The organism is Pseudomonas sp. VS40 (assembly GCF_018587885.1).
Taxonomy (GTDB): domain Bacteria; phylum Pseudomonadota; class Gammaproteobacteria; order Pseudomonadales; family Pseudomonadaceae; genus Aquipseudomonas; species Aquipseudomonas pergaminensis.
The window spans coordinates 137,865-161,362 of record NZ_JAGYWD010000004.1 but is presented as its reverse complement, the minus strand read 5'-3'; the positions used below and the strand labels follow the sequence as shown (position 1 = coordinate 161,362).

General features: G+C 61.5%; 25 protein-coding genes. 21 read left to right on the top strand and 4 right to left on the bottom strand.

The annotated features are described in order from the left end of the window. The first annotated feature begins 31 nt into the window (after window positions 1-31). The 15 genes from acpP (at window position 32) to KHP07_RS13415 (ending at window position 13,991) form a co-directional block, all read left to right on the top strand. Window positions 32-268, top strand: coding sequence for an acyl carrier protein (gene acpP / locus KHP07_RS13485; protein WP_003175607.1), 237 nt, complete (start codon window positions 32-34; stop codon window positions 266-268). 128 nt (window positions 269-396) lie between these two features. Then, window positions 397-1,641, top strand: coding sequence for a beta-ketoacyl-ACP synthase II (gene fabF, locus KHP07_RS13480; protein ID WP_068935423.1), 1,245 nt, complete (start codon window positions 397-399; stop codon window positions 1,639-1,641). Then, the gene (gene pabC, locus KHP07_RS13475) at window positions 1,641-2,456 is read left to right on the top strand and encodes an aminodeoxychorismate lyase (RefSeq protein ID WP_214497334.1); all 816 of its coding nucleotides are present in this window, start codon (window positions 1,641-1,643) and stop codon (window positions 2,454-2,456) included. Before fabF ends, pabC begins: the two co-directional genes overlap by 1 nt. A gap of 1 nt (window position 2,457) precedes the next feature. Next, window positions 2,458-3,603, top strand: coding sequence for an endolytic transglycosylase MltG (mltG, locus tag KHP07_RS13470; RefSeq protein WP_214497333.1), 1,146 nt, complete (start codon window positions 2,458-2,460; stop codon window positions 3,601-3,603). Between the two features lie 19 nt (window positions 3,604-3,622). Then, window positions 3,623-4,255 carry a dTMP kinase gene (gene tmk / locus KHP07_RS13465; protein ID WP_214497332.1) on the top strand — a complete coding sequence of 211 codons (633 nt, stop codon included), beginning with the start codon at window positions 3,623-3,625 and terminating at the stop codon, window positions 4,253-4,255. Next, window positions 4,248-5,237 (top strand): DNA polymerase III subunit delta', encoded by a 990-nt coding sequence (locus KHP07_RS13460; protein ID WP_214497331.1) that lies wholly within the window; start codon window positions 4,248-4,250, stop codon window positions 5,235-5,237. Before tmk ends, KHP07_RS13460 begins: the two co-directional genes overlap by 8 nt. Window positions 5,238-5,300: 63 nt before the next feature. Then, complete coding sequence (locus tag KHP07_RS13455; RefSeq protein WP_100492305.1) at window positions 5,301-6,086, top strand: TatD family hydrolase; 786 nt, start codon at window positions 5,301-5,303, stop codon at window positions 6,084-6,086. Window positions 6,087-6,532: 446 nt separating this feature from the next. Next, complete coding sequence (locus KHP07_RS13450) at window positions 6,533-7,186, top strand: TetR/AcrR family transcriptional regulator (RefSeq protein ID WP_028617572.1); 654 nt, start codon at window positions 6,533-6,535, stop codon at window positions 7,184-7,186. Window positions 7,187-7,301: 115 nt separating this feature from the next. Further along, window positions 7,302-8,270, top strand: coding sequence for a GTP 3',8-cyclase MoaA (locus tag KHP07_RS13445; RefSeq protein ID WP_078049846.1), 969 nt, complete (start codon window positions 7,302-7,304; stop codon window positions 8,268-8,270). Window positions 8,271-8,471: 201 nt separating this feature from the next. After that, complete coding sequence (locus KHP07_RS13440) at window positions 8,472-9,077, top strand: DUF4823 domain-containing protein (protein WP_214497330.1); 606 nt, start codon at window positions 8,472-8,474, stop codon at window positions 9,075-9,077. 16 nt (window positions 9,078-9,093) lie between these two features. Next, window positions 9,094-9,654: a DUF1285 domain-containing protein gene (locus tag KHP07_RS13435; RefSeq protein ID WP_214497329.1), complete on the top strand. Its 561-nt coding sequence runs from the start codon at window positions 9,094-9,096 to the stop codon at window positions 9,652-9,654. A gap of 70 nt (window positions 9,655-9,724) precedes the next feature. After that, window positions 9,725-10,438 carry a GntR family transcriptional regulator gene (locus KHP07_RS13430; protein WP_078049843.1) on the top strand — a complete coding sequence of 238 codons (714 nt, stop codon included), beginning with the start codon at window positions 9,725-9,727 and terminating at the stop codon, window positions 10,436-10,438. Continuing rightward, complete coding sequence (locus KHP07_RS13425; protein ID WP_214497328.1) at window positions 10,435-11,436, top strand: ADP-ribosylglycohydrolase family protein; 1,002 nt, start codon at window positions 10,435-10,437, stop codon at window positions 11,434-11,436. The genes KHP07_RS13430 and KHP07_RS13425 overlap by 4 nt, the downstream gene beginning before the upstream one ends. Window positions 11,437-11,614: 178 nt before the next feature. Then, the gene (locus tag KHP07_RS13420; protein ID WP_025854160.1) at window positions 11,615-13,081 is read left to right on the top strand and encodes a purine-cytosine permease family protein; all 1,467 of its coding nucleotides are present in this window, start codon (window positions 11,615-11,617) and stop codon (window positions 13,079-13,081) included. Then, on the top strand, window positions 13,074-13,991 hold the full coding sequence (locus tag KHP07_RS13415; protein WP_214497327.1) for a PfkB family carbohydrate kinase: 918 nt from the start codon (window positions 13,074-13,076) through the stop codon (window positions 13,989-13,991). The genes KHP07_RS13420 and KHP07_RS13415 overlap by 8 nt, the downstream gene beginning before the upstream one ends. A 125-nt stretch (window positions 13,992-14,116) precedes the next feature. Here KHP07_RS13415 and KHP07_RS13410 read toward each other — a convergent pair whose 3' ends face one another. From KHP07_RS13410 to KHP07_RS13400, 3 genes are read right to left on the bottom strand one after another with little or no spacing between them, the layout of a single operon-like run. Beyond that, the gene (locus KHP07_RS13410; protein ID WP_078049840.1) at window positions 14,117-14,383 is read right to left on the bottom strand and encodes a hypothetical protein; all 267 of its coding nucleotides are present in this window, start codon (window positions 14,381-14,383) and stop codon (window positions 14,117-14,119) included. 51 nt (window positions 14,384-14,434) lie between these two features. Next, window positions 14,435-14,767, bottom strand: a complete 333-nt coding sequence (locus KHP07_RS13405) for a hypothetical protein (RefSeq protein ID WP_028617564.1) — start codon at window positions 14,765-14,767, stop codon at window positions 14,435-14,437. Window positions 14,768-14,813: 46 nt separating this feature from the next. Next, a complete protein-coding gene (locus tag KHP07_RS13400) occupies window positions 14,814-16,049 on the bottom strand; it encodes an MFS transporter (RefSeq protein WP_214497326.1) in 1,236 nt (411 codons plus the stop codon). A gap of 195 nt (window positions 16,050-16,244) precedes the next feature. Here KHP07_RS13400 and KHP07_RS13395 point away from each other — a divergent pair, with 195 nt between their 5' ends. From KHP07_RS13395 to KHP07_RS13370, 6 genes are all read left to right on the top strand, one after another. Beyond that, window positions 16,245-16,724 carry a GNAT family N-acetyltransferase gene (locus KHP07_RS13395; protein WP_034099874.1) on the top strand — a complete coding sequence of 160 codons (480 nt, stop codon included), beginning with the start codon at window positions 16,245-16,247 and terminating at the stop codon, window positions 16,722-16,724. 256 nt (window positions 16,725-16,980) lie between these two features. Further along, a complete protein-coding gene (locus tag KHP07_RS13390) occupies window positions 16,981-17,802 on the top strand; it encodes an SDR family oxidoreductase (protein WP_099493642.1) in 822 nt (273 codons plus the stop codon). Between the two features lie 32 nt (window positions 17,803-17,834). After that, entirely contained in the window at window positions 17,835-18,815 is a 981-nt protein-coding gene (locus tag KHP07_RS13385; RefSeq protein ID WP_078049836.1) for a substrate-binding domain-containing protein, read from the top strand. Next, window positions 18,812-20,311: an L-arabinose ABC transporter ATP-binding protein AraG gene (gene araG, locus KHP07_RS13380; RefSeq protein ID WP_214497325.1), complete on the top strand. Its 1,500-nt coding sequence runs from the start codon at window positions 18,812-18,814 to the stop codon at window positions 20,309-20,311. Before KHP07_RS13385 ends, araG begins: the two co-directional genes overlap by 4 nt. Window positions 20,312-20,328: 17 nt before the next feature. Beyond that, the gene (gene araH / locus KHP07_RS13375; protein ID WP_028617559.1) at window positions 20,329-21,294 is read left to right on the top strand and encodes an L-arabinose ABC transporter permease AraH; all 966 of its coding nucleotides are present in this window, start codon (window positions 20,329-20,331) and stop codon (window positions 21,292-21,294) included. Between the two features lie 183 nt (window positions 21,295-21,477). Next, a complete protein-coding gene (locus tag KHP07_RS13370) occupies window positions 21,478-22,281 on the top strand; it encodes an IclR family transcriptional regulator (protein WP_099493640.1) in 804 nt (267 codons plus the stop codon). Here KHP07_RS13370 and KHP07_RS13365 read toward each other — a convergent pair whose 3' ends face one another. Next, window positions 22,282-23,334, bottom strand: a complete 1,053-nt coding sequence (locus tag KHP07_RS13365) for an NAD(P)-dependent alcohol dehydrogenase (protein WP_078049833.1) — start codon at window positions 23,332-23,334, stop codon at window positions 22,282-22,284. Window positions 23,335-23,498: the final 164 nt, after the last annotated feature.

Sequence of the window (23,498 nt, the reverse complement as noted above, 5' to 3'; positions counted from 1 at the left end):
CTGAATTTGTCCATTAGGAGTTAAACAAGGTATGAGCACCATCGAAGAGCGCGTCAAGAAAATCGTCGCCGAGCAACTGGGCGTTAAAGAAGAAGAAGTGGTCAACACTGCTTCCTTCGTAGAAGACCTGGGTGCCGATTCCCTTGACACCGTTGAGCTGGTGATGGCTCTGGAAGAGGAATTCGAGACCGAAATCCCGGACGAAGAAGCTGAAAAAATCACTACTGTTCAAGCTGCTATCGACTACGTTACTAGCCACCAGGCGTAATAGTTTGTAGTCGTCGCTTGCTGTCAGGGAAAAACCGCACTGCTGTAACGGCGTGCGGTTTTTTCTTTAGCCCTGATGAAAAGTACGCGCTGAAGCAAAAGTGTCGTCATTAGAAAAAGGAGAGTGCTGTGTCGCGTAGACGCGTCGTAGTCACCGGTATGGGTATGTTGTCGCCACTGGGCACGGATGTGCCAAGCAGTTGGCAGGGCATTCTGGCTGGCCACAGTGGTATTGGTCTGATCGAACACACGGACCTTTCTGCCTATTCCACCCGTTTTGGCGGCTCGGTAAAGGGTTTCAATGTCGAGGAATATCTCTCGGTAAAAGAATCCCGCAAACTCGACCTGTTCATTCAATACGGCCTGGCAGCCGGTTTTCAGGCAGTGCGTAACGCCGGCCTGGAAGTCACCGACGCCAACCGTGATCGCATCGGCGTGGCCATGGGTTCAGGTATTGGCGGTTTGACCAATATCGAAGAAACCAGCCGCACCTTGCACGATTCCGGCCCTCGTCGAATTTCACCGTTCTTCGTACCGGGCTCGATCATCAATATGATTTCCGGTTTCCTGTCCATCCACCTGGGCGCACAGGGGCCTAACTACGCCATCGCCACGGCGTGCACCACCGGCACGCACTGCATCGGCATGGCCGCGCGTAACATTGCCTATGACGAAGCCGACGTGATGATCGCGGGCGGCGCCGAAATGGCCGCCTGTGGCCTGGGCATGGGCGGCTTCGGCGCGTCCCGTGCGCTGTCGACGCGCAATGACGAACCGACCCGTGCCAGCCGTCCGTGGGACAAGGGCCGTGACGGCTTCGTGCTGTCCGACGGTGCCGGTGCCCTGGTGCTGGAAGAGTTGGAGCACGCCAAGGCGCGCGGCGCCACCATCTATGCCGAGCTGATCGGCTTTGGCATGAGCGGCGATGCCTACCACATGACCTCGCCACCGTCCGACGGTGCCGGCGCTGCGCGTTGCATCACCAACGCCCTGCGCGATGCCAAGGTCAATGCGGACCAGGTGCAGTACATCAACGCCCATGGCACGTCGACCCCGACGGGCGACTTGGCGGAAGCCGAAGCCATCAAGTCGGTGTTCGGCGAGCATGCCTACAAGCTGGCGGTCAGCTCCACCAAGTCCATGACCGGTCACTTGTTGGGTGCGGCAGGCGCGGTCGAAGCGATCTTCAGCGTCATGGCCATCAAGGACCAGGTCGCTCCGCCGACCATCAACCTGGATGAGCCGGACGAAGGCTGCGACCTGAACTTCGTGCCTCACGAAGCGCAACCCATGCCGATCGACGTGGTGATCTCCAACTCGTTCGGTTTTGGCGGCACCAACGGTTCCCTGGTGTTCCGCCGGTTCGCCGAGTGATGCACAGCTGGGTCGACGGTCAGCCAGCGGACAGCGTGCCCCTGAAAGATCGCGGCCTGGCGTATGGCGATGGACTGTTCGAGACCATCGCGGTCAAGGCCGGGCAGCCCTTGCTGCTCGACCGTCACCTGCACCGGCTCGATGAGGGGTGCAGGCGCCTCGCCTTGGTTGCGGATCATGCATTGATCCGCAGCGAAGTGCTGGCCTATGCCGCCGCCTTGGGTGACGGTGTTCTCAAATTGATCCTGACCCGTGGCGACAGCCTGCGCGGTTACGGCATCAACCCTGGCGCACCCGTGCGCCGCATCTTGCAGGGCAGTCCGCCCGCGACCTATCCCCACGCCCATGGAATGGACGGCATCCGCCTGTTTCCATGTGCCACGCGCCTGGCCGAGCAGCCATTGCTGGCCGGTCTCAAGCACCTCAATCGCCTGGAGCAGGTGATCGCCCGCGCCGAATGGCAGGATACCGAGCATGCCGAAGGCTTGATGCTGGACATGTCCGGTCGTGTCATCGAAGGGGTATTCAGCAATGTTTTCCTGGTGCGCAACGGCTTGTTACTAACCGCTGATCTGACCCGTTGTGGGGTTGCCGGGGTCATGCGCGCCGAGATTCTGGCCCAGGCACAGACCCTGGGCATCCCGGTGGCCGTGGCCGACATCGATCTTGAGCAACTGCAGCAAGCCGATGAAGTCTTTGTGTGCAACAGCGTTTATGGCATTTGGCCGGTGCGCGGGTACGCTGCGATGAGCTGGTCGGTTGGGCCGCTCACCCGTAAACTGCAGGGCATTGTTCGCGCGCTATTGGAAATTTGAGTTGATACGAAAACTGGTTGTACTGCTGCTGATTGGTCTGTTCTCGGCGGCTTTGCTGTTGGGCTATTCGGCCTGGAAGTTCGACGCTGCCTTGACGCAGCCCTTGAACTTGACCCAGGAGCAATTGCTCGACGTACCGGCAGGGGCGACCCCCACCGGTACCTTCAATCGCCTGGAAGCCGACGGTGTGCTGGAGGGCGCCTTCTGGTTGCGCCTGTACTGGCGCTTCAACCTCGACGGCCAGCCACTGCACAGTGGTGAGTACCGCATGACGCCCGGCATGACGGCGCAGGGCTTGATCGGCCTGTGGCAGCGTGGCGAAGTGGTGCAGTACAGCCTGACCCTGGTCGAAGGCTGGAACTTCCGCCAGGTGCGCTCGGCCCTGGCCAAGCATGAAAAGATCGTGCAGACCCTCTCGGGGCTCAGTGACAGCGAAGTCATGGACAAGCTCGGCCACCCCGGCGTGTTTCCCGAAGGACGGTTCTTCCCGGATACCTACCGCTTCGTGCGTGGCATGACCGACGTCGAATTCCTGAAAAAAGCCTACAACCGCCTGGATGATGTACTCGCCCAGGAGTGGAGCAAGCGCGCTGCCGATGCGCCGTATACCGACCCTTATCAAGCGCTGATCATGGCCTCCCTGGTGGAGAAAGAAACCGGCGTACCCGAAGAACGAGGGCAGATCGCCGGGGTATTCGTGCGGCGCCTTAAGGTTGGCATGCTATTGCAGACTGACCCGACGGTGATCTACGGCCTGGGTGAACGCTACAACGGCAAGTTGACCCGCGCCCACCTCAAGGAAGCCAACCCCTACAACACCTACATGGTCGCCGGCCTGCCGCCGACGCCGATCGCCATGGTCGGCCGCGAGGCGATCCATGCCGCGCTGAACCCGGTGCCGGGCAGCAGCCTGTATTTTGTCGCACGGGGCGACGGCAGCCATATTTTCTCTGATGACCTGGATGCGCATAATGCCGCCGTGCGTGAGTTCCAGCTCAAGCGCCGTGCCGATTACCGGTCCAGCCCGGCACCGGTGGTGAAGCCTGCGCAAGACGCGGCGCCTTCGTCGGACGCGCCCGAGCAGGCGCCGGTTGAAAAACCGGCCGAACCGACGCCGGGCACCGCCGCGCCGCAAAGCCCGCAATAATTCTGACTAAGGACTGCCTGTGACTGGCTTGTTTATTACCCTGGAAGGCCCCGAAGGCGCCGGCAAAAGTACCAACCGCGATTACCTGGCCGAGCGTTTGCGCAGCGAAGGCATCGAGGTGGTGCTGACCCGCGAGCCCGGCGGCACGCCGCTGGCCGAGCGTATCCGCGAGGTGCTGCTGGCCCCAGGTGAAGAGCAGATGAACCCGGATACCGAGCTGCTGCTGGTGTTCGCGGCGCGTGCCCAGCACCTGGCCGAAGTGATTTGCCCAGCCCTGGCACGCGGTGCGGTGGTGATCTGCGACCGGTTCACCGACTCTACCTATGCCTACCAGGGCGGCGGCCGGGGCCTGTCCCTGGAGCGCATCGCCACCCTGGAAACCTTTGTCCAGGGCGACCTGCGCCCCGACCTGACCCTGGTGTTCGACCTGCCGGTGGAAGTGGGCCTGGCACGCGCCAGTGCCCGTGGCCGCCTGGACCGTTTCGAACTGGAAGGCCAGGCCTTCTTCGATGCCGTACGTACTGCGTTCCTCACGCGCGCCGCCGCCGAGCCTGCGCGTTATCACCTGCTGGATGCCGCCCAGCCGTTGGTCAAGGTACAGCAAGCCATTGATGCCCTGCTGCCAACATTGCTGGAGCGCGCCCGTGGCTGAAGCCTACCCGTGGCAGGACAACCTGTGGCAGCAACTGGCCGGCCGTGCCCAGCACGCTCATGCCTACCTGCTGCATGGGCCGGTGGGTATCGGCAAACGTGACCTGGCCGAGCGACTCATGGCCAGCCTGTTGTGCCAGCGCCCGGTCAACCTGGAAGCCTGCGGCGAGTGCAAGTCGTGCCTGTTGCTCAAGGCCGGCAGTCACCCGGACAACTACCTGCTGGAGCCCGAGGAAGCCGACAAGGCGATCAAGGTCGACCAGGTGCGTGACCTCGTCAGCTTCGTGGTGCAGACCGCGCAGATGGGTGGGCGCAAGGTGGTGCTGATCGAGCCGGTGGAGGCGATGAACATCAACGCCGCCAACGCCTTGCTCAAGAGCCTGGAGGAGCCCTCCGGCGATACCGTGTTGCTGCTGGTGAGCCACCAGTCCAGCCGTCTGTTGCCGACCATCCGCAGCCGCTGTGTGCAGCAGGCATGCCCGCTGCCGAGCGAGGCCATGAGCCTTGAGTGGCTGGCGCAGGCATTGCCGGCATGCACCGAGGACGAGCGCGTCGAGCTGCTGACCCTGGCGGCTGGCTCGCCGTTGGCGGCGGTGAAGCTGCAGGCCCAGGGCGTACGTGAGCAACGCGCGCTGGTGGTGGATGGCGTAAAGAAACTGATCAAGCAGGAAGTGTCCGCCACTCAGCTGGCGGAAAGCGCCTGGAAGGATATTCCCCTGCTGTTGCTGTTCGATTGGTTCTGCGACTGGTCGAGCTTGATCCTGCGCTACCAGCTGACCCAGGACGAAAACGGCCTGGGCCTGCCGGACATGCGCAAGGTGGTGCAATACCTGGCGCAGAAAAGCGCCCAGGACAAGGTGCTGACGATCCAGGACTGGATCCTTGCCCAGCGCCAGAAGGTACTCGGCAAAGCCAACCTCAACCGCGTGCTGCTGCTTGAAGCGCTGCTGGTGCAGTGGGTCGGGTTGCTCGGCCGCCGTTAATTCCCGTGGCCGGCGGGTGTATCGTCGGCCGGACACTTTTCGTGACTGAAGTTGTAGATACCTATGCTCGTAGACTCCCATTGCCACCTTGATCGCCTCGACCTGGCCCAGCACGGCGGTTCCCTGGACGCCGCGCTAGAAGCCGCACGCCAGCGCGGGGTAGGGCACTTCCTGTGCATTGGCGTCAGCGCCGAAAACGCCGCCGACGTCAAAGCCTTGGCCGAGCGTTATGCCGATGTGGATTGTTCGGTGGGTATCCACCCGCTGGACCTCAAGCCCGGAGAAGCCCCGGCGCTTGACTGGTTGCTGGGTGAACTCAATCACCCGCGCGTGGTGGCCATCGGCGAAACCGGCTTGGATTACCACTACGAGCCTGAAGCCGCCGAGTTGCAGCAGGCCTCGTTCCGCCTGCACCTGCAAGCCGCCCAGCAGACCGGCAAACCGGTGATCGTCCACACCCGTGGCGCCCGCGCCGACACCCTGGCCCTGCTGCGCGAAGCCGCGCTGCCGCAGGCCGGTGTGTTGCACTGCTTTACCGAGGACTGGGACATGGCCAAGGCCGCCCTGGACCTTGGGTTCTACATTTCCCTGTCGGGTATCGTGACCTTCCGCAACGCTGATGCCCTGCGTGACGTCGCTCGCCAAGTGCCGGCTGACCGCCTGCTGGTGGAAACAGACTCGCCGTACCTGGCGCCGATTCCTCATCGCGGCAAGCCAAACTTGCCCGAGTACGTGCGTGATGTGGCGGATTACCTGGCGATGCTGCGGGGTGAGTCTTATGAGCGCTTTGCCGAGCAAACCACCGAGAACTTCAAGCGCCTGTTCCCGCTGGCTCACGTCGCTGGCTGACGCGACCAAATCGCAGGCAAAAAAAACCCGGGTTCTGGGGGGGTGAATCCGGGCTAAGACCATTAGGAGTAAAACAAGGGCACACGGTCCGTTGGTACCCAGGCCGGCGCTTCACTTGGGGGAGATGTCACGCCGACAGTTCAAGTATTGATCAGTATCTGATTCAGTCCAGTCGCGACTGGTCGTTTTTTAAACAGATTTGGAATACGCGCGCTTCGCTTGAGTTCTCATTGGGCAGGTGCACGGCGGCGGTTGTTGCGTATTATTTCTGACTGAGATCCATGAAAACGTTGGCACGCTGAAAGTAAAGTGCGTTTGCGGTTCACATAGGCATTGCCCAGCGACCGTTCAGTCGGGATAATCCCTCGCACCGGGTAAATCGTATCGCCGCGTATCCGTGGCCGTGCGCAACCCTCCCTATTTTGACCTTTGCAGACCTCTTCCTCATGCACAAAGAACCCCGTAAGGTCCGTGAGTTTCGCCGCCGTGAGCAGGAAATTCTCGACACCGCCCTCAAGCTGTTCCTCGAACAGGGTGAAGACAGCGTCACCGTCGAGATGATCGCGGATGCCGTGGGTATCGGCAAAGGCACGATCTACAAGCACTTCAAGTCCAAGGCGGAAATCTACCTGCGCCTGATGCTCGACTACGAGCGCGACTTGAACGAGTTGCTGCATTCGGCCGACGTCGACAAGGACAAGGAAGCCCTGTCCCGCGCCTACTTCGAGTTCCGTATGCGCGACCCGCAGCGCTACCGCCTGTTCGACCGCCTGGAAGAGAAGGTGGTCAAGGGCCATCAGGTGCCGGAGATGGTCGAGGAACTGCACAAGATCCGTGCTTCCAACTTCGAACGCCTGACCCTGCTGATCAAGGGCCGCATCAGTGAAGGCAAGCTGGAAGATGTGCCGCCGTACTTCCACTACTGCGCCGCCTGGGCCTTGGTGCACGGCGCCGTGGCGCTGTACCACTCGCCGTTCTGGAGCAATGTGCTGGAAGACCAGGAAGGTTTCTTCCAGTTCCTGATGGACATCGGCGTGCGCATGGGCAACAAGCGCAAGCACAGTACCGAGCATCCACCGCTGGAATCGCCTTCCACGTAATGATTTACTGCCGCGCGCAGTACCCCAGGAATATACTCAGGCATGGACCCTTGCTAAAAGCTGATTTTTCAGTCAGCTTTTAGCGCGCCCGAACCATCCTCTGCCGGAGTGATCCATGATCGTTGATCGTCAAGGTAGGCGTTTTCGCAATTTGCGGATCAGCCTGACCTCAGCCTGCAATTATGCGTGTACCTACTGCGTGCCCAACGGCAAGCGGCTGGTGGCTGCCCAGGACGAGCTCTCGGCCGAGGCCATGGCCCGTGGCGTGGCGTACCTGATTGAGGCTGCGGGCATCGACCGCCTGCGTATCACCGGCGGTGAGCCGCTGGTCAGCCCCAAGTTGGAAGCCTTTATGGGCGCCGTGGGTGGCATGGGCCTCACTGATATCAGCCTGACTACCAACGGCCAGTTACTGGCGCGCAAGCTGCCATTGCTGGTCGAAGCCGGGATAAAACGCATCAATGTCTCCCTCGACACCCTGGATGCGGACGCTTTTCGCAGCATCGCCCGTGGTGGCGACCTGGCCACCGTGCTCGATGGCATGGACCAGGCGCGCGCTGCCGGAATCAAGATCAAGGTCAATATGGTGCCGTTGCGCGGCCAGAACCTTGACCAGGTCATGCCGCTGCTCGACTACTGCCTGGAGCGTGGCTACGAGTTGCGCTTTATCGAGTTGATGCGCATGGGGCACCTGGCCAAGGATTCCAACGCGTTCCTGCAGCAATTTGTCAGCCTGCAGCAACTGCTGGGCCTGATCGGCGAGCAGTATGAATACCTGCAAGCCAATGCCCCCGTGGACGCCACCGCCGTGCGCTACGAAGTGCCGGGCAAGGGCTACTTTGGCGTGATCGCCAACGAAAGCGTGCCGTTCTGCCGTACCTGTTCGCGGTTGCGGTTGTCGTCCACGGGCTGGCTGCATGGCTGCCTGTCGTCGAGTAACCGTCACTACATCGGCGACTTGCTCGACAAGCCGCGCCATCAAGCGTTGCCGGCGCTGCAAGGCCTGTTGATGAAGGCCTTGGGCGATAAGCAGGAAGTGGCCTTCTCTGGCGGCGCCACCATCATGAAGATCATCGGCGGCTGACCACACCCCTTATGGATGTTGGCCTTGTAGGCGCTGGCTTGCCAGCGATAGCGCCCTGTCAGTCACGTATGCGATGGCTGGTGCGCCGCGATCGCCGGCAAGCCGGCTCCTACCGTTGTTCAGCATTGCAGATGAATGGCCTGGATTCTGCATCTCACGCCCATTCGCCGGTTTTCCGTCACCGGCTTCTGGAGGATTAGGATGCGTAGTCTGGTTTTGTTGCTGGCGTCGTTGACGCTAAGTGGTTGCATGACCGTCAGCGATATGGCCGAAGGCACCCGTTATCAGATGAGTGATGCCGGCTTGCTGGACCACAGCGATACTCGCCGTACCGCCTCGATTCGCGTGCAGCCGGACTCCTTTATTTTTATCGCCCAGGGCGCTTTCGTGCCACCGGGTAGCGCTTATCCGCGACCGAACGTGGTGGCTGAAGAAGCGTTCAACGGCTTTGTTGAATATTTCCCCATGGTGCGCCGCGCCCGTCAGCCGGAAGGCCTGGAACAGGCAATGACCGAAGCCCGTGCGGCGGGCGCTCACTACTTGCTGTACTGCCGCTTCGCCAAGGCGGATGACCGCATTGGCAACGCCGATGAATGGGCCGATCAGGAAGCCCTCGACCGCGTCGGTCTGGACAGCGGCGTCATCCAGATCATGTTGATCGAGACCAGCACCCAGTATTTGATTGATACTGCACGTATTCGCAGTCGTGGCGGTTTACTGACGTTCCACGACAACAAGCCAGAAGATTTGATTGCTCGCCCGCTGGCACAATACGCCCGTGGTCTGTTAGGGATGAGTAATCAATAAGAACCAGGAGAGCACCATGACCGATTCTGCCAAGGCCAACGACCTGTTGGCGCAACTGCCCAAAGGCAAGGGACCGGCACCGGTGCACCTGTGGAACCCGGACTTCTGCGGCCACATCGACATGCGCATCGCCCGCGACGGCACCTGGTTTTACCAAGGCACGCCGATCGGGCGTAAGCCGATGGTCAAGCTGTTCTCCAACATCATCCGCCGCGACGGCGATGATTACTTTCTGGTCACCCCCGTGGAAAAGGTTGGCATCACCGTCGATGATGCGCCGTTTGTCGCGGTAACCCTCGAAGTCGAAGGACAGGGTGAAGACCAGGTGCTGCGTTTTACCACCAATATTGACGACCAGATCGAAGCCGGCCTGGAACACCCGTTGCGGGTGGTGATCGACCCCGTCACACAGGAACCTGCGCCGTACCTGCGGGTGCGCACCAACCTCGAAGCCCTGGTGCATCGCAACGCGTTCTACCAGTTGGTGGAGCTGGCGGTATGCCGTCCGATCAACGGTCAGAACTGGCTCGGGGTCTGGAGCGGTGGGGAGTTTTTCCGCATTGGCCTGGAGCCCTGAGGCCGGTTTTTTCATCTCCCTGAAATAATTCGCTTGCTGCAAATGGGCGCTTTCGGTTATCAATTTGTACATGATTAGACATGTTCGATTTGATAAGAAAAAACGCGTCGTCGACGAGCTCATCCGCCGTATCGAGGGTGGGGTCATGGCTGACGGTTTCCTGCTGCCGGGCGAGCACCAATTGGCCGAAGAGTTCGCGGTCAGCCGCGGCACCCTGCGCGAAGCCCTCGCCGAACTCAAGCGACGCAACTACATCGCGACCCAGAGCGGCGTCGGCTCCATCGTCACCTTTGACGGCATGGTGCTCGACCAGCGCAGTGGTTGGGCCCAGGCCCTGGCCGACACAGGCGCGCGGGTGAACACCGACATCCTGCGTCTGGAAGCCGTTACCCGCCCGGACCTGTTCAGCCGATTCGGCAGTGAGCAATTCATCGCCCTCGACCGTCGCCGTCGCACCACCGATGGCACCGCGGTGTCGCTGGAGCGCTCGTTGATGCCCGCCTCCGGAGGCCTGGAGAGCCTGCCAGACGTGGGCCTGATCGATAACTCCCTGACCATCACCCTAGCCGCCTACGGTTATGTCGGCGCCGAAGGGGACCAATGGATCGGCGCCGAACCCCTCAGCGATGAAGATGCCGAATTGCTCGGTCGCCCCGCAGGCACGGTGTTTCTCAAGGCGTCGCGTACCACCTATGACCGTCGCGAGCGTTTCATGGAGTACGTCGAAAGCTTGCTCGACCCGCTGCACTTTCGCCTGCACCTCCAGTTTGGAAACTCGAAATGACCCCGCACAACCGCGCCCTCGGCGCCTTCTACGGCCTGGCCTTGGGCGATGCCCTGGGCATGCCGACCCAATCCCTGAGTCGCGAACAAGTCCGCGCGCGTTTCGGTGCCATCACTGGGCTGGAAGATGCCGATGCCCACCAGCCCATCGCGCCGAACATGCCTGCCGGCTCCATCACCGATGACACCGAGCAGGCCATCCTGGTCGGCGAATTGCTGGTGGAAGGCCAAGGCAAAATCGAGCCTACCGAGCTGGCCCAGCGCCTGATCGATTGGGAGGCAGTGATGCGCGCCAAGGGCTCGCAGGATCTGCTGGGGCCGTCTACCAAGCGTGCGATCGACATGATCCTCGCCGGTCACACGCCGGAAGAGTCCGGCCGCTACGGCACCACCAATGGCGCAGCAATGCGCATCACCCCGGTGGGGATTGCCGCCGATGTCAGCGACCCGGCGCAGTTTATCCAGGCGGTGATCCAGGCATGCCAGGTCACCCATAACACCTCCCTGGGAATTTCCAGTGCGGCGGCGGTGGCAGCGGTGGTGTCGGCTGGCATCAACGGCGTGGACCTGGGCGAAGCGCTGAATATCGGCACCCAGGTTGCCCAGAAGGCCGAAGGCCATGGCCACTGGGTTGCCGGCGGGCGCATTTCCACGCGCATCAGCTGGGCGCGGACCTTGAGTGTCGGCAGTGGCGACAAGGCCCTGTTTGCCGACCTGCTGTACGAATTGATCGGTACTTCTGTCGCGTCCCAGGAGTCGGTGGTGGTGTCGTTTGCCCTGGCCCAGCAAGTGGCGGTGGGCGAGATGAACGCCTTCGAAGCGCTATGCCTGGCGGCCAGCCTTGGCGGTGACACCGACACCATCGCCGCGATTCTCGGCGCGATGCTCGGTGCGTGCCTGGGCCTGCAGTGCTGGCCCGAAGTGCTGATTGAACAGGTCAAGCAGGTCAATGGCCTGGATTTGCAGCCGCTGGTCGAAGGGCTGCTGATATTGCGCTGAACCCCGTAGGAGCCGGCTTGCCGGCGATAGCGATCGGCGAGCCGGCGACGCATTGGCTGGGACACCGCCATCGCCGGCAAGCCGGCTCCTAACGAGTTCGCGTCGAGTCAGGATGACCGGTTGACGCTTTGATTCTCTGCCACAACCACAACAATACAGGCACTTGGAGCACCCCCTCATGAGCACGACTTCTTCCGGCCAAAGTGCCGGGCAATTGGAAACACGCGGCATCGAACCGGTTCCGGAAGGCGAGTGCAACGGTCACCCGCTGCAACTTTTCTGGGTGTGGTTCGCGGCGAATATCAGCATTCTTGGCTTGCCGCTGGGTGCGACCCTGGTCGCGTTCCGAGGCTTGGCAATCTGGCAGGCGATCATCGTCGCCATCCTCGGCGCTGCGGGCTCTTTTGCGGTGGTGGGCATCATCTCCATCGCCGGCCGTCGTGGCCGTGCGCCGAGCCTGACGCTGTCCCGCGCCATCTTCGGCGTGCGCGGCAATATCGGGCCGACGTTGGTGTCATTGATGTCACGCCTGGGTTGGGAGACCGTCAACACCACCACGGCCGCCTTCGTGCTGCTGTCGTTGTGCTCGATCCTGTTTGGTTCGCCGGTCGAGGCGAAAAGTGCGCCGGTGCTGACCCTGATCTTCATCGCCATCTTTGTGCTGCTGACCTTGTCGGTGTCAGGCCTGGGCCACGCCACCTTGCTGGTGATCCAGAAGTGGGCCACTTACGTGTTCGGCGCCTTGAACATCCTGGTCGGCGGTTTCCTCTGCGCCACCATCGACTGGAGCGCCGTGTTCAACGCCACGCCGGCACCGCTCAGTGCGATGATCATCGGCATCGGCACCATGGCTGCCGGTACCGGTATCGGTTGGGCCAACGCCGGCGCCGACATGTCGCGCTATCAGCACCGCAGCGTCAAGGCCGTGCGCCTGGTGGCCTCCGCCGCGTTTGGTGCAGGCATTCCGCTGGTGTTGTTGATTACCCTCGGCGGCTTGCTGTCGGTGGGCAACAACGACCTGGCCTCGGCCACTGACCCAATCGTCGCGATCCGCGACATGTTGCCCACCTGGATGGCGGTGCCGTACCTGATCACCGCGTTCGGCGGGCTGCTGCTGTCCAACAACCTGTCGGTGTACTCGGCGGGCCTCACCACCCTGACGCTCGGCTTGAAGGTCAAGCGCGTGCATGCGGTAATCGTCGACATCGTGGCGATCTTCGCCGGCTCGATCTACTTCATGTTGATCGCCGACAGCTTCTATGGCCCGTTCATCACCTTCATTTCGCTGCTGGCGGTGCCGATTACTGCGTGGGTCGGCATCTTTGTGGTCGATTTGATCCACCGTCACTACTACAGCCCCAAGGACCTGCTGGACGTGAGCCCAAGCAGCGCCTACTGGTATCGCGGCGGCGTGGAGTGGCGTGCGTTTGGCGCGTGGGCCGTGGCGATCGTGCTGGGTTTCAGCTTCACCACCATCGGCACCACTGCCGAAAACATCTGGTTCGCCGGGCCTTTGTCCGACTCCTGGCTTGGCCACAACGGCCTGGGCTGGATCGTCACCTTCCTGGTGGCCGGCGGGATTTACGCGGTACTGGGCGGCGCAGCTGATCGTCGTCCGGCTTTAGTCGAGAGCCCTAATGTCTAGATTGCTGCACACCGGCCAAGTCATTGTCGACCTGGTCATGGCCCTCGATACCTTGCCCGCCACCGGCGGCGACGTGCTGGCGCAATCGGCCAGCTTTGAAGCCGGCGGCGGTTTCAATGTGATGGCTGCCGCTCGGCGCAACGGGCTGCCAGTGGTCTACCTGGGGCGTCACGGTAATGGGCGTTTTGGCGACCTGGCGCGCGCGGCGATGCAGGCCGAAGGGGTGGAAATGGCCCAGACGGCCAGCACCGATAAAGACACCGGTTTGTGTGTATCGCTGACCGAGGCTACCACTGAGCGCACCTTCATTTCCCATATCGGCGCCGAGGGTGAGCTGAGTGCCGAAGACTTGGCCAGGGTTGTGCCGCAGGCTGACGACTATGTGTACGTCAGCGGCTACAGCTTGTTGCTGGAGGGCAAGGCGCAGCCGCTGATCGACTGGTTGCTGACGTTGCCACGGGAGATCGTGGTGGTGTTCGACCCAGGCCCGCTGGTGAAGGCGCCGGAATCAGCCGCAATGCGCGCGATATTGCCGCGCATCGACATCTGGACCAGCAATGGCCCCGAAGCGCTCGCATTTACCGGTGCGGCAGATATAGCCGCCGCGTTGCCCGAGTTGAGCCGACACCTGCCGGCCAATACGTTGCTGGTGGTTCGTGATGGGCCGAATGGCTGCTGGGTTGGGCGACCGGGAGCGGTTGCGCATGTGCCTGGCTTCAAGGTGCAGGCCGTGGACAGCAATGGTGCCGGGGATGCGCACGCGGGGGTGTTTATTGCGGGCTTGGCGAAGGGCTTGAAACCTGCCGAAGCGGCACGCCGTGCGAATGCCGCGGCAGCGTTGGCGGTGACGCGCCGGGGCCCGGCTACGTCCCCCGGCACTGCCGAGGTTGATGCGCTGACTGCTGAATAGCCTCAATCAAAATGTGGGAGCGGGCTTGCCCGCGATGGCGTCCAGTCAGTCGAGGAATAAGGTGACTGAAACTCCGTTATCGCGGGCAAGCCCGGCTCCCACACTGTGTTGCGGTGTATTCAGGATTACTGACGGGTCTCGCTGTCCAGCTTGCGCGCCTCATCCACACCGGATGCGGTCAGCTTGATCGGCAGGTTCAACGAATATTCACCGGCGTCGTCGGTGGTCACATGCCCATCCTTGATCAGCCCACGGTCCTGCAGGAACGCCAAGACACTGGCGACCTCTTTTTCGCCGCGGTAGTTATCCAGCACCTCTTTGCCCAAGCCTTGCGGATGAGCGTGCAGCAGGCGGGTGAGGACTTCTTTTTCAAGGTTTCTATCGACGTTCATGCGTACCTCTTCACTGGGAAATGATCGGGTGTTCGTCTTGCGTTCGATGGGTCAAGGCGCAGGTTGTTTCGGCGCACCAGGGACGTTGGAGTCATCGCCCTTGTTGATGTTGGGCTGATTGATCGCCGGGCCCATTTTGCCGTTACCGACGGCAGCAGGCGCTTGACGCTGGGTATCGTTGCCTTGGGTGCGCGGGTCAGCGCCGGGCTCAATGACCGCGCCACCATTGGTGTCCATGCCAGTACCCATGGATTTCTGCGACTCGGTGGTGGCGTCAGGCGTTGGATCGGTAGGTCCGGTGGTCGAGCTGGCGGCAAAGGCGCTCAGCGACGCAGCAGACAACAGGCCGGTGAGGGCGAGGGCGGCAAACTTGGAATTTTTCATGAGGGTGTCTCCATATGATTAATGTCCTTACCCTCTATTGGTCCGCCTAGGTTTGTCGTTCGTGCCTTGATGGCGACGAACGGTCTTGATCGACCTGTAAGATTTTGTGTGTGGACGCGCGTCGCGCGATCAGCCTCGCGACGGTTATCAGCCAATTGAACAGCGCCACCGCCACCAGGCTCAACAGCAGCGCCGGCAGGCCGTACGCGACGATGATCTGCCCCGCGAGCAGCGGAAAACCGAATACCCCGACGAAGTACGCCAAGCTGAATAACAGCAGCGCCTGGGAGGTCGTACCGCCGGGTGCTTCATTGGCGACCAGCCCGTTGATCACCGAATAGGTCAGGCCATAACCCACGCCCAGAGTAATGGCGGCCAGCAGATAGCTGAGGGTTCCGGACACCGTAAAACTGAACATCAACACTGACAGCAGCATCAGCCCCGACAGCACACACGCCGCGCGGTACGCATCGCGCTTGACGACAAATCCTGCGATCAGCAAACGGCTGGTGATCGCCGCGCTCAGGAAGCCCGCAAAGAACAGCGAATAGTCCAGCGCGTGCGCCGCCGCATAGCTGGTCTGGAACGAGGACAGCCCGCCGAAGACGCAACCGCCCAGGCCAACCATCAGGATCGCGAATGCCGCTTTGGAGGACAGCACCTGGCGAGTGGCGACCCAGGAGATTTTCGCCACTGGCGCGGTGTCCTGTTGCTTGAGTTGCGCACCAAGGCGCCAAAACAGCAGCACGCCGACGAGGCTGGCGATAGCGGCAATGTAAAAGGCGGTGGTCAACGGCAACCCCAGCGCGCTTGCCGCCCGCCCCAGCAGCGGCCCGGAACCGATCCCGCTCATCATGCTGCCCGACAGCAGCGCGAAATATTTGGCGCGATGCTGCGGCTCCACCAGCAGGGCGACGATGATCGGTCCCAAGGTGTAGAACACACCCCACCCAAGCCCAAGGGCCAGGCCAAACAGCATCAGGCCTTCGCCGAAGCCGGGCATCAGTGCAAAGCCCAGGCACGCCACCACCAGCAGCAGGCCCATACCTGCAATCGCCCGTGCCGCGCCCCATGCATCGGACAAATGCCCGGAGACCAGCACGGCCACAAAGGTGCTCAGCATCGCCGTGGAAATCACACTGCCCGCATCCTGTTCATTGCCGCCGCGTGTGTGAATCAGCAACGACAGCAGGAAGGTCGAGCCGTAAGACAGCGACAGCAGAAAACTGGCAAGACAGAACAGGGCGAACAGCGAGGTGCTCACCGGGGGCTTGGGATGCATGGGGCGGCCTTCAGGTCGTTGGCGTTATGCCGGGCTTTTTACCATGCAGGCCCTGGCTGATTGTTACGTGGTTGCTGGCGCCAGCGTTACCCGTGGACGGAGTAAGGGCGCCCGACGCAGGTGCAGTGAAAATGCACTGCAATCAGTCATCAAAGCGCCTTAGTATGTGAGCTTTGAAATTGCCAAGGCTCGCCCATGACCATCGAGATTCGCCCCGCCGTACCCAGCGATGCTGCGCAGATCCTGACTTTCATCACCGAGCTTGCCGAGTACGAGAAGGCCCGGCATGAAGTGATCGCCAGTGTGGTGGACATCGAGCGCAGCCTGTTCAGCGAGGGCGCCACCGCCCACGGCCTGATCTGCTCGCGCGATGGTGTGCCGATTGGTTTTGCGGTGTTCTTTTTCAGTTATTCCACCTGGCTGGGCAGCAACTGCCTGTACCTCGAAGACCTCTATATCAACCCGGAACAACGCGGCGGCGGGGCGGGAAAGAAACTGTTGCGCCACCTGGCGAAGATCGCCTTTGACAACGGTTGCGGGCGCTTTGAGTGGAGCGTGCTGGACTGGAACGAACCGGCGATTGCCTTCTACAAATCCATTGGCGCCCAGCCGCAGGAAGAGTGGGTGCGCTATCGCATGGAAGGCGATGCGCTGCGCGATTTCGCCCTGGGCTGAAGCGCTCCTTTCAAAAACACTGAAGATCAAAATGTGGGAGCGGGCTTGCTCGCGAATGCGGTGGATCAGTCAACTCATATATGGCTGACACACCGTATTCGCGAGCAAGCCCGCTCCCACATTCGATTTTGTTCGCCTTGAAGATCATGATTTGCTCACTATATGGGATGCAAATTTATATATTGAGATATTTCAAATGATAGGTTTATAGTCGGCTGCATCAGCACTCACTACCAAAAATAAAACAGGTGAAGCGATGCAGGCACAACCGTTGTCACTCCCCGCCGTGCCCGAGCCAACCTATGGCGAGCGGCTCAAAGGCAAAGTGGTGATCATCACCGGCGCCGCCCAAGGCATTGGCGAGGCAATCGTCGCGTGTTTTCAGGCCCAGCAGGCGCGCTTGATCATTGCGGATATCCAGGGCGAAAAAGTCGAGAAGGTCGCCGCCCACTGGCGCGAACGCGGCGCCGACATCTATGCACAAGCCGTCGACATCACGTCCAAAGATCAATGGCAGGCGCTGGTCAACCTGGCTATCGAGCGCTTTGGCCGCGTGGATGTGCTGGTCAACTGCGCCGGCGTCAACGTGTTCCGCGACCCGCTGGAGATGACCGACGAAGACTGGCGCCGCTGCTTCGCCATCGACCTCGACGGCGCCTGGTTCGGCTGCCGCACGGTGTTGCCGCACATGATCGAGCAGGGCATTGGCAACATCATCAATATAGCCTCCACCCATTCCAGCCACATCATTCCCGGCTGCTTCCCGTATCCCGTGGCCAAGCATGGCCTGCTCGGCCTTACCCGCGCCCTTGGTATCGAATACGCGCCCAAGGGCATCCGCGTGAATGCCATCGCGCCGGGCTATATCGAAACCCAGCTCAACGTCGACTACTGGAACGGTTTCCCCGACCCCCACGCCGAGCGCCAGCGCGCGTTTGACCTGCACCCGCCCAAGCGCATCGGCCAGCCGATTGAAGTGGCGATGACGGCACTGTTCCTGGCGACCGACGAGGCGCCCTTTATCAATGCCACCTGCCTGATGATCGATGGCGGGCGGTCTGTGATGTACCACGACTAAGACGTTTTCCAATAACAAGAACGAGGTGGTTCATGCTCAAGAAGACACTCGGCACCCTGGCCCTTGCGGTCGCGTTCAGCGGCGTTGTATCCGCCGAAGAAGTGAAAATCGGCTTCCTGGTCAAGCAGGCCGAAGAACCCTGGTTCCAGACCGAATGGGCCTTCGCCGAAAAAGCCGGCAGGGACCAGGGCTTTACCGTGATCAAGATCGCGGTGCCTGATGGTGAGAAAACCTTGTCGGCCATCGACACCCTGGCCGCCAATGGCGCCAAGGGCTTCGTCATTTGCCCGCCGGACGTGTCCCTCGGCCCGGCAATCATGGCCAAGGCCAAGCTCAATAACCTCAAGGTGCTGGCGGTGGACGACCGTTTTGTCGACGCCAAGGGCAAGCCCATGGAAGACGTGCCTTACGTCGGCCTCGACGCCTACAAGATCGGCCAGAAACAAGGCGAGGCCATGGCTGCCGAAGCCAAGCATCGCAACTGGGACTGGAAAGAAACCTACGCCGTCATCAACACCTTCGACGAGCTGGAAACCGGCAAGAAACGCACTGACGGTTCGGTAGAAGGCCTCAAGGCCGCCGGCCTGCCTGCTGACCACATCCTGTTCAGCGCGCAGAAAACCCTCGACGTGCCAGGCAGCATGGACGCCACCAACTCGGCCCTGGTGAAGCTGCCCAGCGGCGCGAAAAACCTGATCATCGGCGGCATGAACGACAGTACCGTGCTGGGCGGCGTGCGCGCCACCGAGAGCGCCGGTTTCAAGGCTGCCAATGTGATTGGCGTCGGCATCAATGGCACTGACGCCATCGAAGAGCTGAAAAAATCCGACACCGGTTTCTACGGCTCCATGCTGTTGAGCCCTGACGCCTCGGGCTACAAAACCGCCAGCGCGATGTTCGAGTGGGTCACCAAAGGCACCGAGCCGGCCAAGTTCACCGCCCTGGACAACGTGACCCTGATCACCCGCGCCAACTTCAAGGAAGAGTTGAGCAAAATCGGGCTGTGGAAATGACCGGCGCGGCCCTGCGATTCAACGGCATCGGCAAGGAATTTCCCGGTGTGAAAGCCCTGGCGCAGATCAGCTTTGAAGCGCGGCCGCGCGAGGTGCATGCGTTGATGGGTGAAAACGGCGCGGGCAAGTCGACGCTGCTGAAAATCCTTGGCGGCGCTTACCTGCCCAGCAGCGGCTCACTGCAGATCGGCGAGCAGACCATGGACTTCAAGTCTGCCGCCGACAGCATCGCCAGTGGGGTCGCGGTGATCCACCAAGAGCTGCACCTGGTGCCGGAAATGACCGTGGCCGAAAACCTGTTCCTTGGGCATTTGCCGACGCGGTTCGGGGTGGTCAACCGTAGTCAATTGCGCAAGCAAGCGTTGGCGTGTCTCAAAGGCCTGGCCGATGAAATCGATCCGGACGAAAAGCTCGGACGCCTGTCCCTCGGCCAGCGCCAACTGGTGGAAATCGCCAAGGCGTTGTCCCGTGGTGCCCATGTGATTGCCTTCGACGAACCCACCAGCAGCTTGTCGGCGCGGGAGATCGACCGCTTGATGGCGATCATCACCCGCCTGCGCGATGAGGGCAAAGTCGTGCTCTATGTGTCGCACCGTATGGAAGAGGTGTTCCGCATCTGCAACGCGGTGACGGTGTTCAAGGACGGCCGTTATGTGCGCACGTTCGACGATATGAACGCGCTGACCCACGACCAGTTGGTGACGTGCATGGTCGGTCGCGATATCCAGGACATCTACGATTACCGGCCACGGGAACAGGGCGACGTGGCGCTTAAGGTCGAGGGTTTGCTCGGACCAGGCCTGCGTGAGCCGGTGAGCCTGCAGGTGCACAAGGGCGAGATTCTTGGCCTGTTCGGATTGGTCGGGGCAGGGCGCACGGAGCTGTTTAGGCTGCTGAGCGGTTTGACTCGCTGCACCGCCGGTAGCCTTGAACTCTGCGGGCAAACATTGCAATTGCGTTCACCCCGCGACGCGATTGCTGCCGGCATCTTGCTGTGCCCGGAAGACCGCAAGAAGGAGGGGATCATTCCGCTGTCCAGTGTGGCCGAGAACATCAATATCAGCGCGCGCGGTGCCCATTCCACCTTTGGCTGGCTGTTGCGCGACGGCTGGGAAACCACCAACGCCGACCGGCAGATCAAGGCGATGAAGGTCAAGACGCCCAACGCCGAACAGAAAATCATGTACCTCTCCGGCGGCAACCAGCAGAAGGCCATTCTCGGTCGTTGGCTGTCGATGCCGATGAAAGTGCTGCTGTTGGACGAGCCGACCCGTGGCATCGATATCGGCGCCAAGTCGGAGATCTACCAGATCATCCATAACCTGGCGGCCAGTGGCATCGCGGTGATCGTGGTGTCCAGCGACCTGATGGAAGTGATGGGCATCTCCGACCGCATCCTGGTGATGAGCGAAGGCGCTCTGACCGGCGAACTCACCCGCGACCAAGCGGACGAAGCACGGCTGTTGCAACTGGCTCTCCCGCGTTCGCGGGCTTGAAGAATTCGAGGTGAATGATGTCTGAGGTAAAAACTGCAAAGGGCTTCTGGCCGGGTTTCAACCAGCGCAAGTTCCTTGACGATTGGGTGATGCTGCTCGCCGCGTTGAGCATCTTTGTGCTCAGCGCATTGTTTATCGACAACTTCCTGTCGCCGCTGAACATGCGTGGGTTGGGCCTGGCGATTTCTACCGTGGGCATCGCCGCGTGCACCATGTTGTTCTGCCTGGCGTCGGGGCACTTCGACTTGTCGGTAGGCTCGGTGATCGCCTGTGCCGGCGTGGTCGCGGGGATCGTGATCCGCGACACCGACAGCGTGGTGCTCGGCGTCTCGGCGGCGTTGGCCATGGGCCTGGTGGTGGGGCTGATCAACGGCATTGTCATCGCCAAGCTGCGCATCAACGCCTTGATTGCAACGTTGGCGACCATGCAGATCGTGCGCGGCCTGGCGTACATTTTCTCCAACGGCAAGGCGGTCGGGGTGATGGACGAAGGGTTCTTCGTATTCGGCAACGGCCAACTGATGGGCGTGCCGGTGCCGATCATCATCACTGTGCTGTGCTTTGTGTTCTTCGGCTGGCTGCTCAACTACACCACCTACGGGCGCAACACCATGGCCATCGGTGGTAACCAGGAAGCGGCGTTGCTGGCGGGGGTGAATGTTGATCGCACCAAGATCATCATCTTTGCCGTGCACGGTCTGATCGGCGCCCTGGCCGGGGTGATTCTTGCGTCGCGCATGACCTCGGGCCAGCCGATGATTGGCCAGGGCTTTGAGCTGACCGTGATATCGGCGTGCGTGCTGGGCGGGGTGTCGTTGAGCGGCGGCATCGGCATGATCCGCCACGTGATTGCCGGGGTGTTGATCCTGGCGATCATCGAGAATGCGATGAACCTGAAGAACATCGACACCTTCTACCAGTATGTGATCCGGGGTTCGATCCTGCTCCTTGCGGTCATCATCGACCGCATGAAACAACGCTAGGAAGAACATCGCCTAACCCCTGTGGGAGCGGGCTTGCTCGCGAAGGTGGTGGTTCAGTAAGAACATCTTTGACTGACACATCGCAGTCGCGAGCAAGCCCGCTCCCACATTTGGATCTCCACTGTATTGAGGTCCGTGATTTGCCATAATGGCGCCGTTTTCGTACTTCCCAATAGGCCCGATATGCAGGAAAACGCCCACACTCCCGTCAAAGACGCCGCGCCCACCGGCACCCAGACCCTGCTGCGTGGCCTGGGCGTGGTGCAGGCGGTGGCGGCCGGTGCGCGGGATCTGAAAGAGATCGCCAAGCGCATCGGCACCACCCGCAGCACCACTCACCGCTTGGCCAGTTGCCTGGTGGAAGAGCGTTACCTGCGTGTGGTGCCGCAGGTGGGTTACCTGCTGGGGCCGAAGTTGATTGAGCTGGGTTTCCAGGCGCGCGAAGAACTGCCGCTGGTGACCTTGGCCATCCCGTACCTGGATGAGCTGTCGGCGTTGACCGGTGACACCATCCACTTGGCCATCCGCGAATACGACGACGTGCTTTACCTGCACAAGAACCCTGGCCGCAATGGCCCCGAAATGCGTTCGCGGGTCGGCCACCGCATGCCGCTGGCACGTACGGGTATCGGCAAGGCGTTGCTGTTGGATGACTCGGCAGAAGAGTGGCAGCGCCTGTACGAAGTCAGCCTGCCGGCGGGTGGGAAAAACCTGCAATGGCCGCAGCACCCGGAGCAATCCTGGGCACAGTTCGAGCAGCGCATGCGTGAATACGTGGTGGGCGGTTATGCGTTCGACCTGGAAGACAACGAACCGTCGATCCGCTGCGTGGCGGCACCGGTGCGCGATGCCAGCCGGCGAATCATCGCCGGCATCAGCATCGCCAGTACCGTGCCCTACATGCCGCTGGAGAAAATGGCCGAGCTGATCCCTGTGGTCAAACAGGTCGCAGCACGGCTGTCAGCGGAGTTGGGCGCAAAGGCCTGATCAGGCCTTCAAGGTCGCCATGTCGATGACAAAGCGGTACTTCACGTCGCCGGCGATCATGCGGCTGTAGGCTTCGTTGATATTACGGATGTCGAGCATTTCGATGTCGCAGGTGATGCCGTGCTCGGCGCAGAAATCCAGGACTTCCTGGGTTTCGGCAATGCCACCGATCAAGGAGCCGGCCAGGACTTTTCGGCCCATGATCAGCTTGGCGGCGTTGACCGGTGGGTCGACCGGCTCGATCAGGCCGACCAGGATGTGCACGCCGTCAAAGCGCAGCACGTCGAGGTAGGGGTTCAGGTCGTGCTGCACCGGGATGGTGTCCAGCAGGAAGTCAAAGTGCCCGGCGGCGGCTTTCATCTGCTCGGCGTCAGTGGATACGATCACGTGATCGGCACCCTGGCGACGGCCTTCTTCGGCCTTGCTTGCCGAGCGGGTGAACAAGGTCACTTCCGCGCCCATGGCCTTGGCAAACTTGATGCCCATATGGCCCAGGCCGCCCATGCCGAGCACGCCGACTTTATCGCCAGCCTTCACGCCGTAGTGCTTGAGCGGCGAGTAGGTGGTGATGCCGGCGCAGAGGATCGGCGCGGCGCTGGCCAGGTCGAGCTTGGCCGGGATCTTCACCACGAAATGTTCACTGACCACGATGCTGTCGGAGTAGCCGCCCATGGTGTTGCTGCCGTCGACGCGGTCCGGGGTGGCGTAGGTCATGGTCGGACCTTCGAGGCAGTATTGCTCCAGGTCTGCCTTGCACGCGTCGCAGTGACGGCACGAATCGACCATGCAGCCCACGCCGACCAGGTCGCCGACCTTGTGTGCGGTGACATTGGCGCCGACGGCGGTGACCTTGCCGACGATCTCGTGGCCCGGCATCAGCGGGTACACGGCGATGCCCCATTCGTTGCGGGCCTGGTGGATGTCGGAGTGGCACACGCCGCAGTAAAGGATCTCGATGGCCACGTCATCCACACGCGGGCTGCGGCGCTGGAAGGACATGGGGGCGAGGGGAGTGGTGGCCGACTGGGCGGCGTAACCGATGGCGGTGTACATGGGGAGACCTCGCAAAAGCAATGACAGGTGAGGTGGCGCATTCTCCGCGCCGGGTCCTGATGCGGCCATGGCGATTGCTCCGAGTCTCATGCCTATTCGTCCGGGAGTGCCCCGTGTTTGGATCCATCGGCCGCCAGACCTGCGATGATGTTCTCATCCCTTAT

Excerpts from the sequence above, each read along its gene's own strand:
- KHP07_RS13450 (WP_028617572.1), top strand. The coding sequence starts at position 6,533 with ATGCACAAAGAACCCCGTAAGGTCCGTGAGTTTCGCCGCCGTGAGCAG.
- KHP07_RS13430 (WP_078049843.1), top strand. The coding sequence starts at position 9,725 with ATGATTAGACATGTTCGATTTGATAAGAAAAAACGCGTCGTCGACGAG.
- pabC (WP_214497334.1), top strand. The coding sequence starts at position 1,641 with ATGCACAGCTGGGTCGACGGTCAGCCAGCGGACAGCGTGCCCCTGAAA.
- KHP07_RS13365 (WP_078049833.1), bottom strand. The coding sequence starts at position 23,334 with ATGTACACCGCCATCGGTTACGCCGCCCAGTCGGCCACCACTCCCCTC.
- araH (WP_028617559.1), top strand. The coding sequence starts at position 20,329 with ATGTCTGAGGTAAAAACTGCAAAGGGCTTCTGGCCGGGTTTCAACCAG.
- KHP07_RS13420 (WP_025854160.1), top strand. The coding sequence starts at position 11,615 with ATGAGCACGACTTCTTCCGGCCAAAGTGCCGGGCAATTGGAAACACGC.
- KHP07_RS13390 (WP_099493642.1), top strand. The coding sequence starts at position 16,981 with ATGCAGGCACAACCGTTGTCACTCCCCGCCGTGCCCGAGCCAACCTAT.
- KHP07_RS13410 (WP_078049840.1), bottom strand. The coding sequence starts at position 14,383 with ATGAACGTCGATAGAAACCTTGAAAAAGAAGTCCTCACCCGCCTGCTG.
- acpP (WP_003175607.1), top strand. The coding sequence starts at position 32 with ATGAGCACCATCGAAGAGCGCGTCAAGAAAATCGTCGCCGAGCAACTG.
- KHP07_RS13435 (WP_214497329.1), top strand. The coding sequence starts at position 9,094 with ATGACCGATTCTGCCAAGGCCAACGACCTGTTGGCGCAACTGCCCAAA.
- KHP07_RS13415 (WP_214497327.1), top strand. The coding sequence starts at position 13,074 with ATGTCTAGATTGCTGCACACCGGCCAAGTCATTGTCGACCTGGTCATG.
- araG (WP_214497325.1), top strand. The coding sequence starts at position 18,812 with ATGACCGGCGCGGCCCTGCGATTCAACGGCATCGGCAAGGAATTTCCC.
- KHP07_RS13455 (WP_100492305.1), top strand. The coding sequence starts at position 5,301 with ATGCTCGTAGACTCCCATTGCCACCTTGATCGCCTCGACCTGGCCCAG.
- KHP07_RS13400 (WP_214497326.1), bottom strand. The coding sequence starts at position 16,049 with ATGCATCCCAAGCCCCCGGTGAGCACCTCGCTGTTCGCCCTGTTCTGT.
- KHP07_RS13395 (WP_034099874.1), top strand. The coding sequence starts at position 16,245 with ATGACCATCGAGATTCGCCCCGCCGTACCCAGCGATGCTGCGCAGATC.
- KHP07_RS13385 (WP_078049836.1), top strand. The coding sequence starts at position 17,835 with ATGCTCAAGAAGACACTCGGCACCCTGGCCCTTGCGGTCGCGTTCAGC.
- KHP07_RS13370 (WP_099493640.1), top strand. The coding sequence starts at position 21,478 with ATGCAGGAAAACGCCCACACTCCCGTCAAAGACGCCGCGCCCACCGGC.
- KHP07_RS13440 (WP_214497330.1), top strand. The coding sequence starts at position 8,472 with ATGCGTAGTCTGGTTTTGTTGCTGGCGTCGTTGACGCTAAGTGGTTGC.
- KHP07_RS13425 (WP_214497328.1), top strand. The coding sequence starts at position 10,435 with ATGACCCCGCACAACCGCGCCCTCGGCGCCTTCTACGGCCTGGCCTTG.
- KHP07_RS13445 (WP_078049846.1), top strand. The coding sequence starts at position 7,302 with ATGATCGTTGATCGTCAAGGTAGGCGTTTTCGCAATTTGCGGATCAGC.
- KHP07_RS13405 (WP_028617564.1), bottom strand. The coding sequence starts at position 14,767 with ATGAAAAATTCCAAGTTTGCCGCCCTCGCCCTCACCGGCCTGTTGTCT.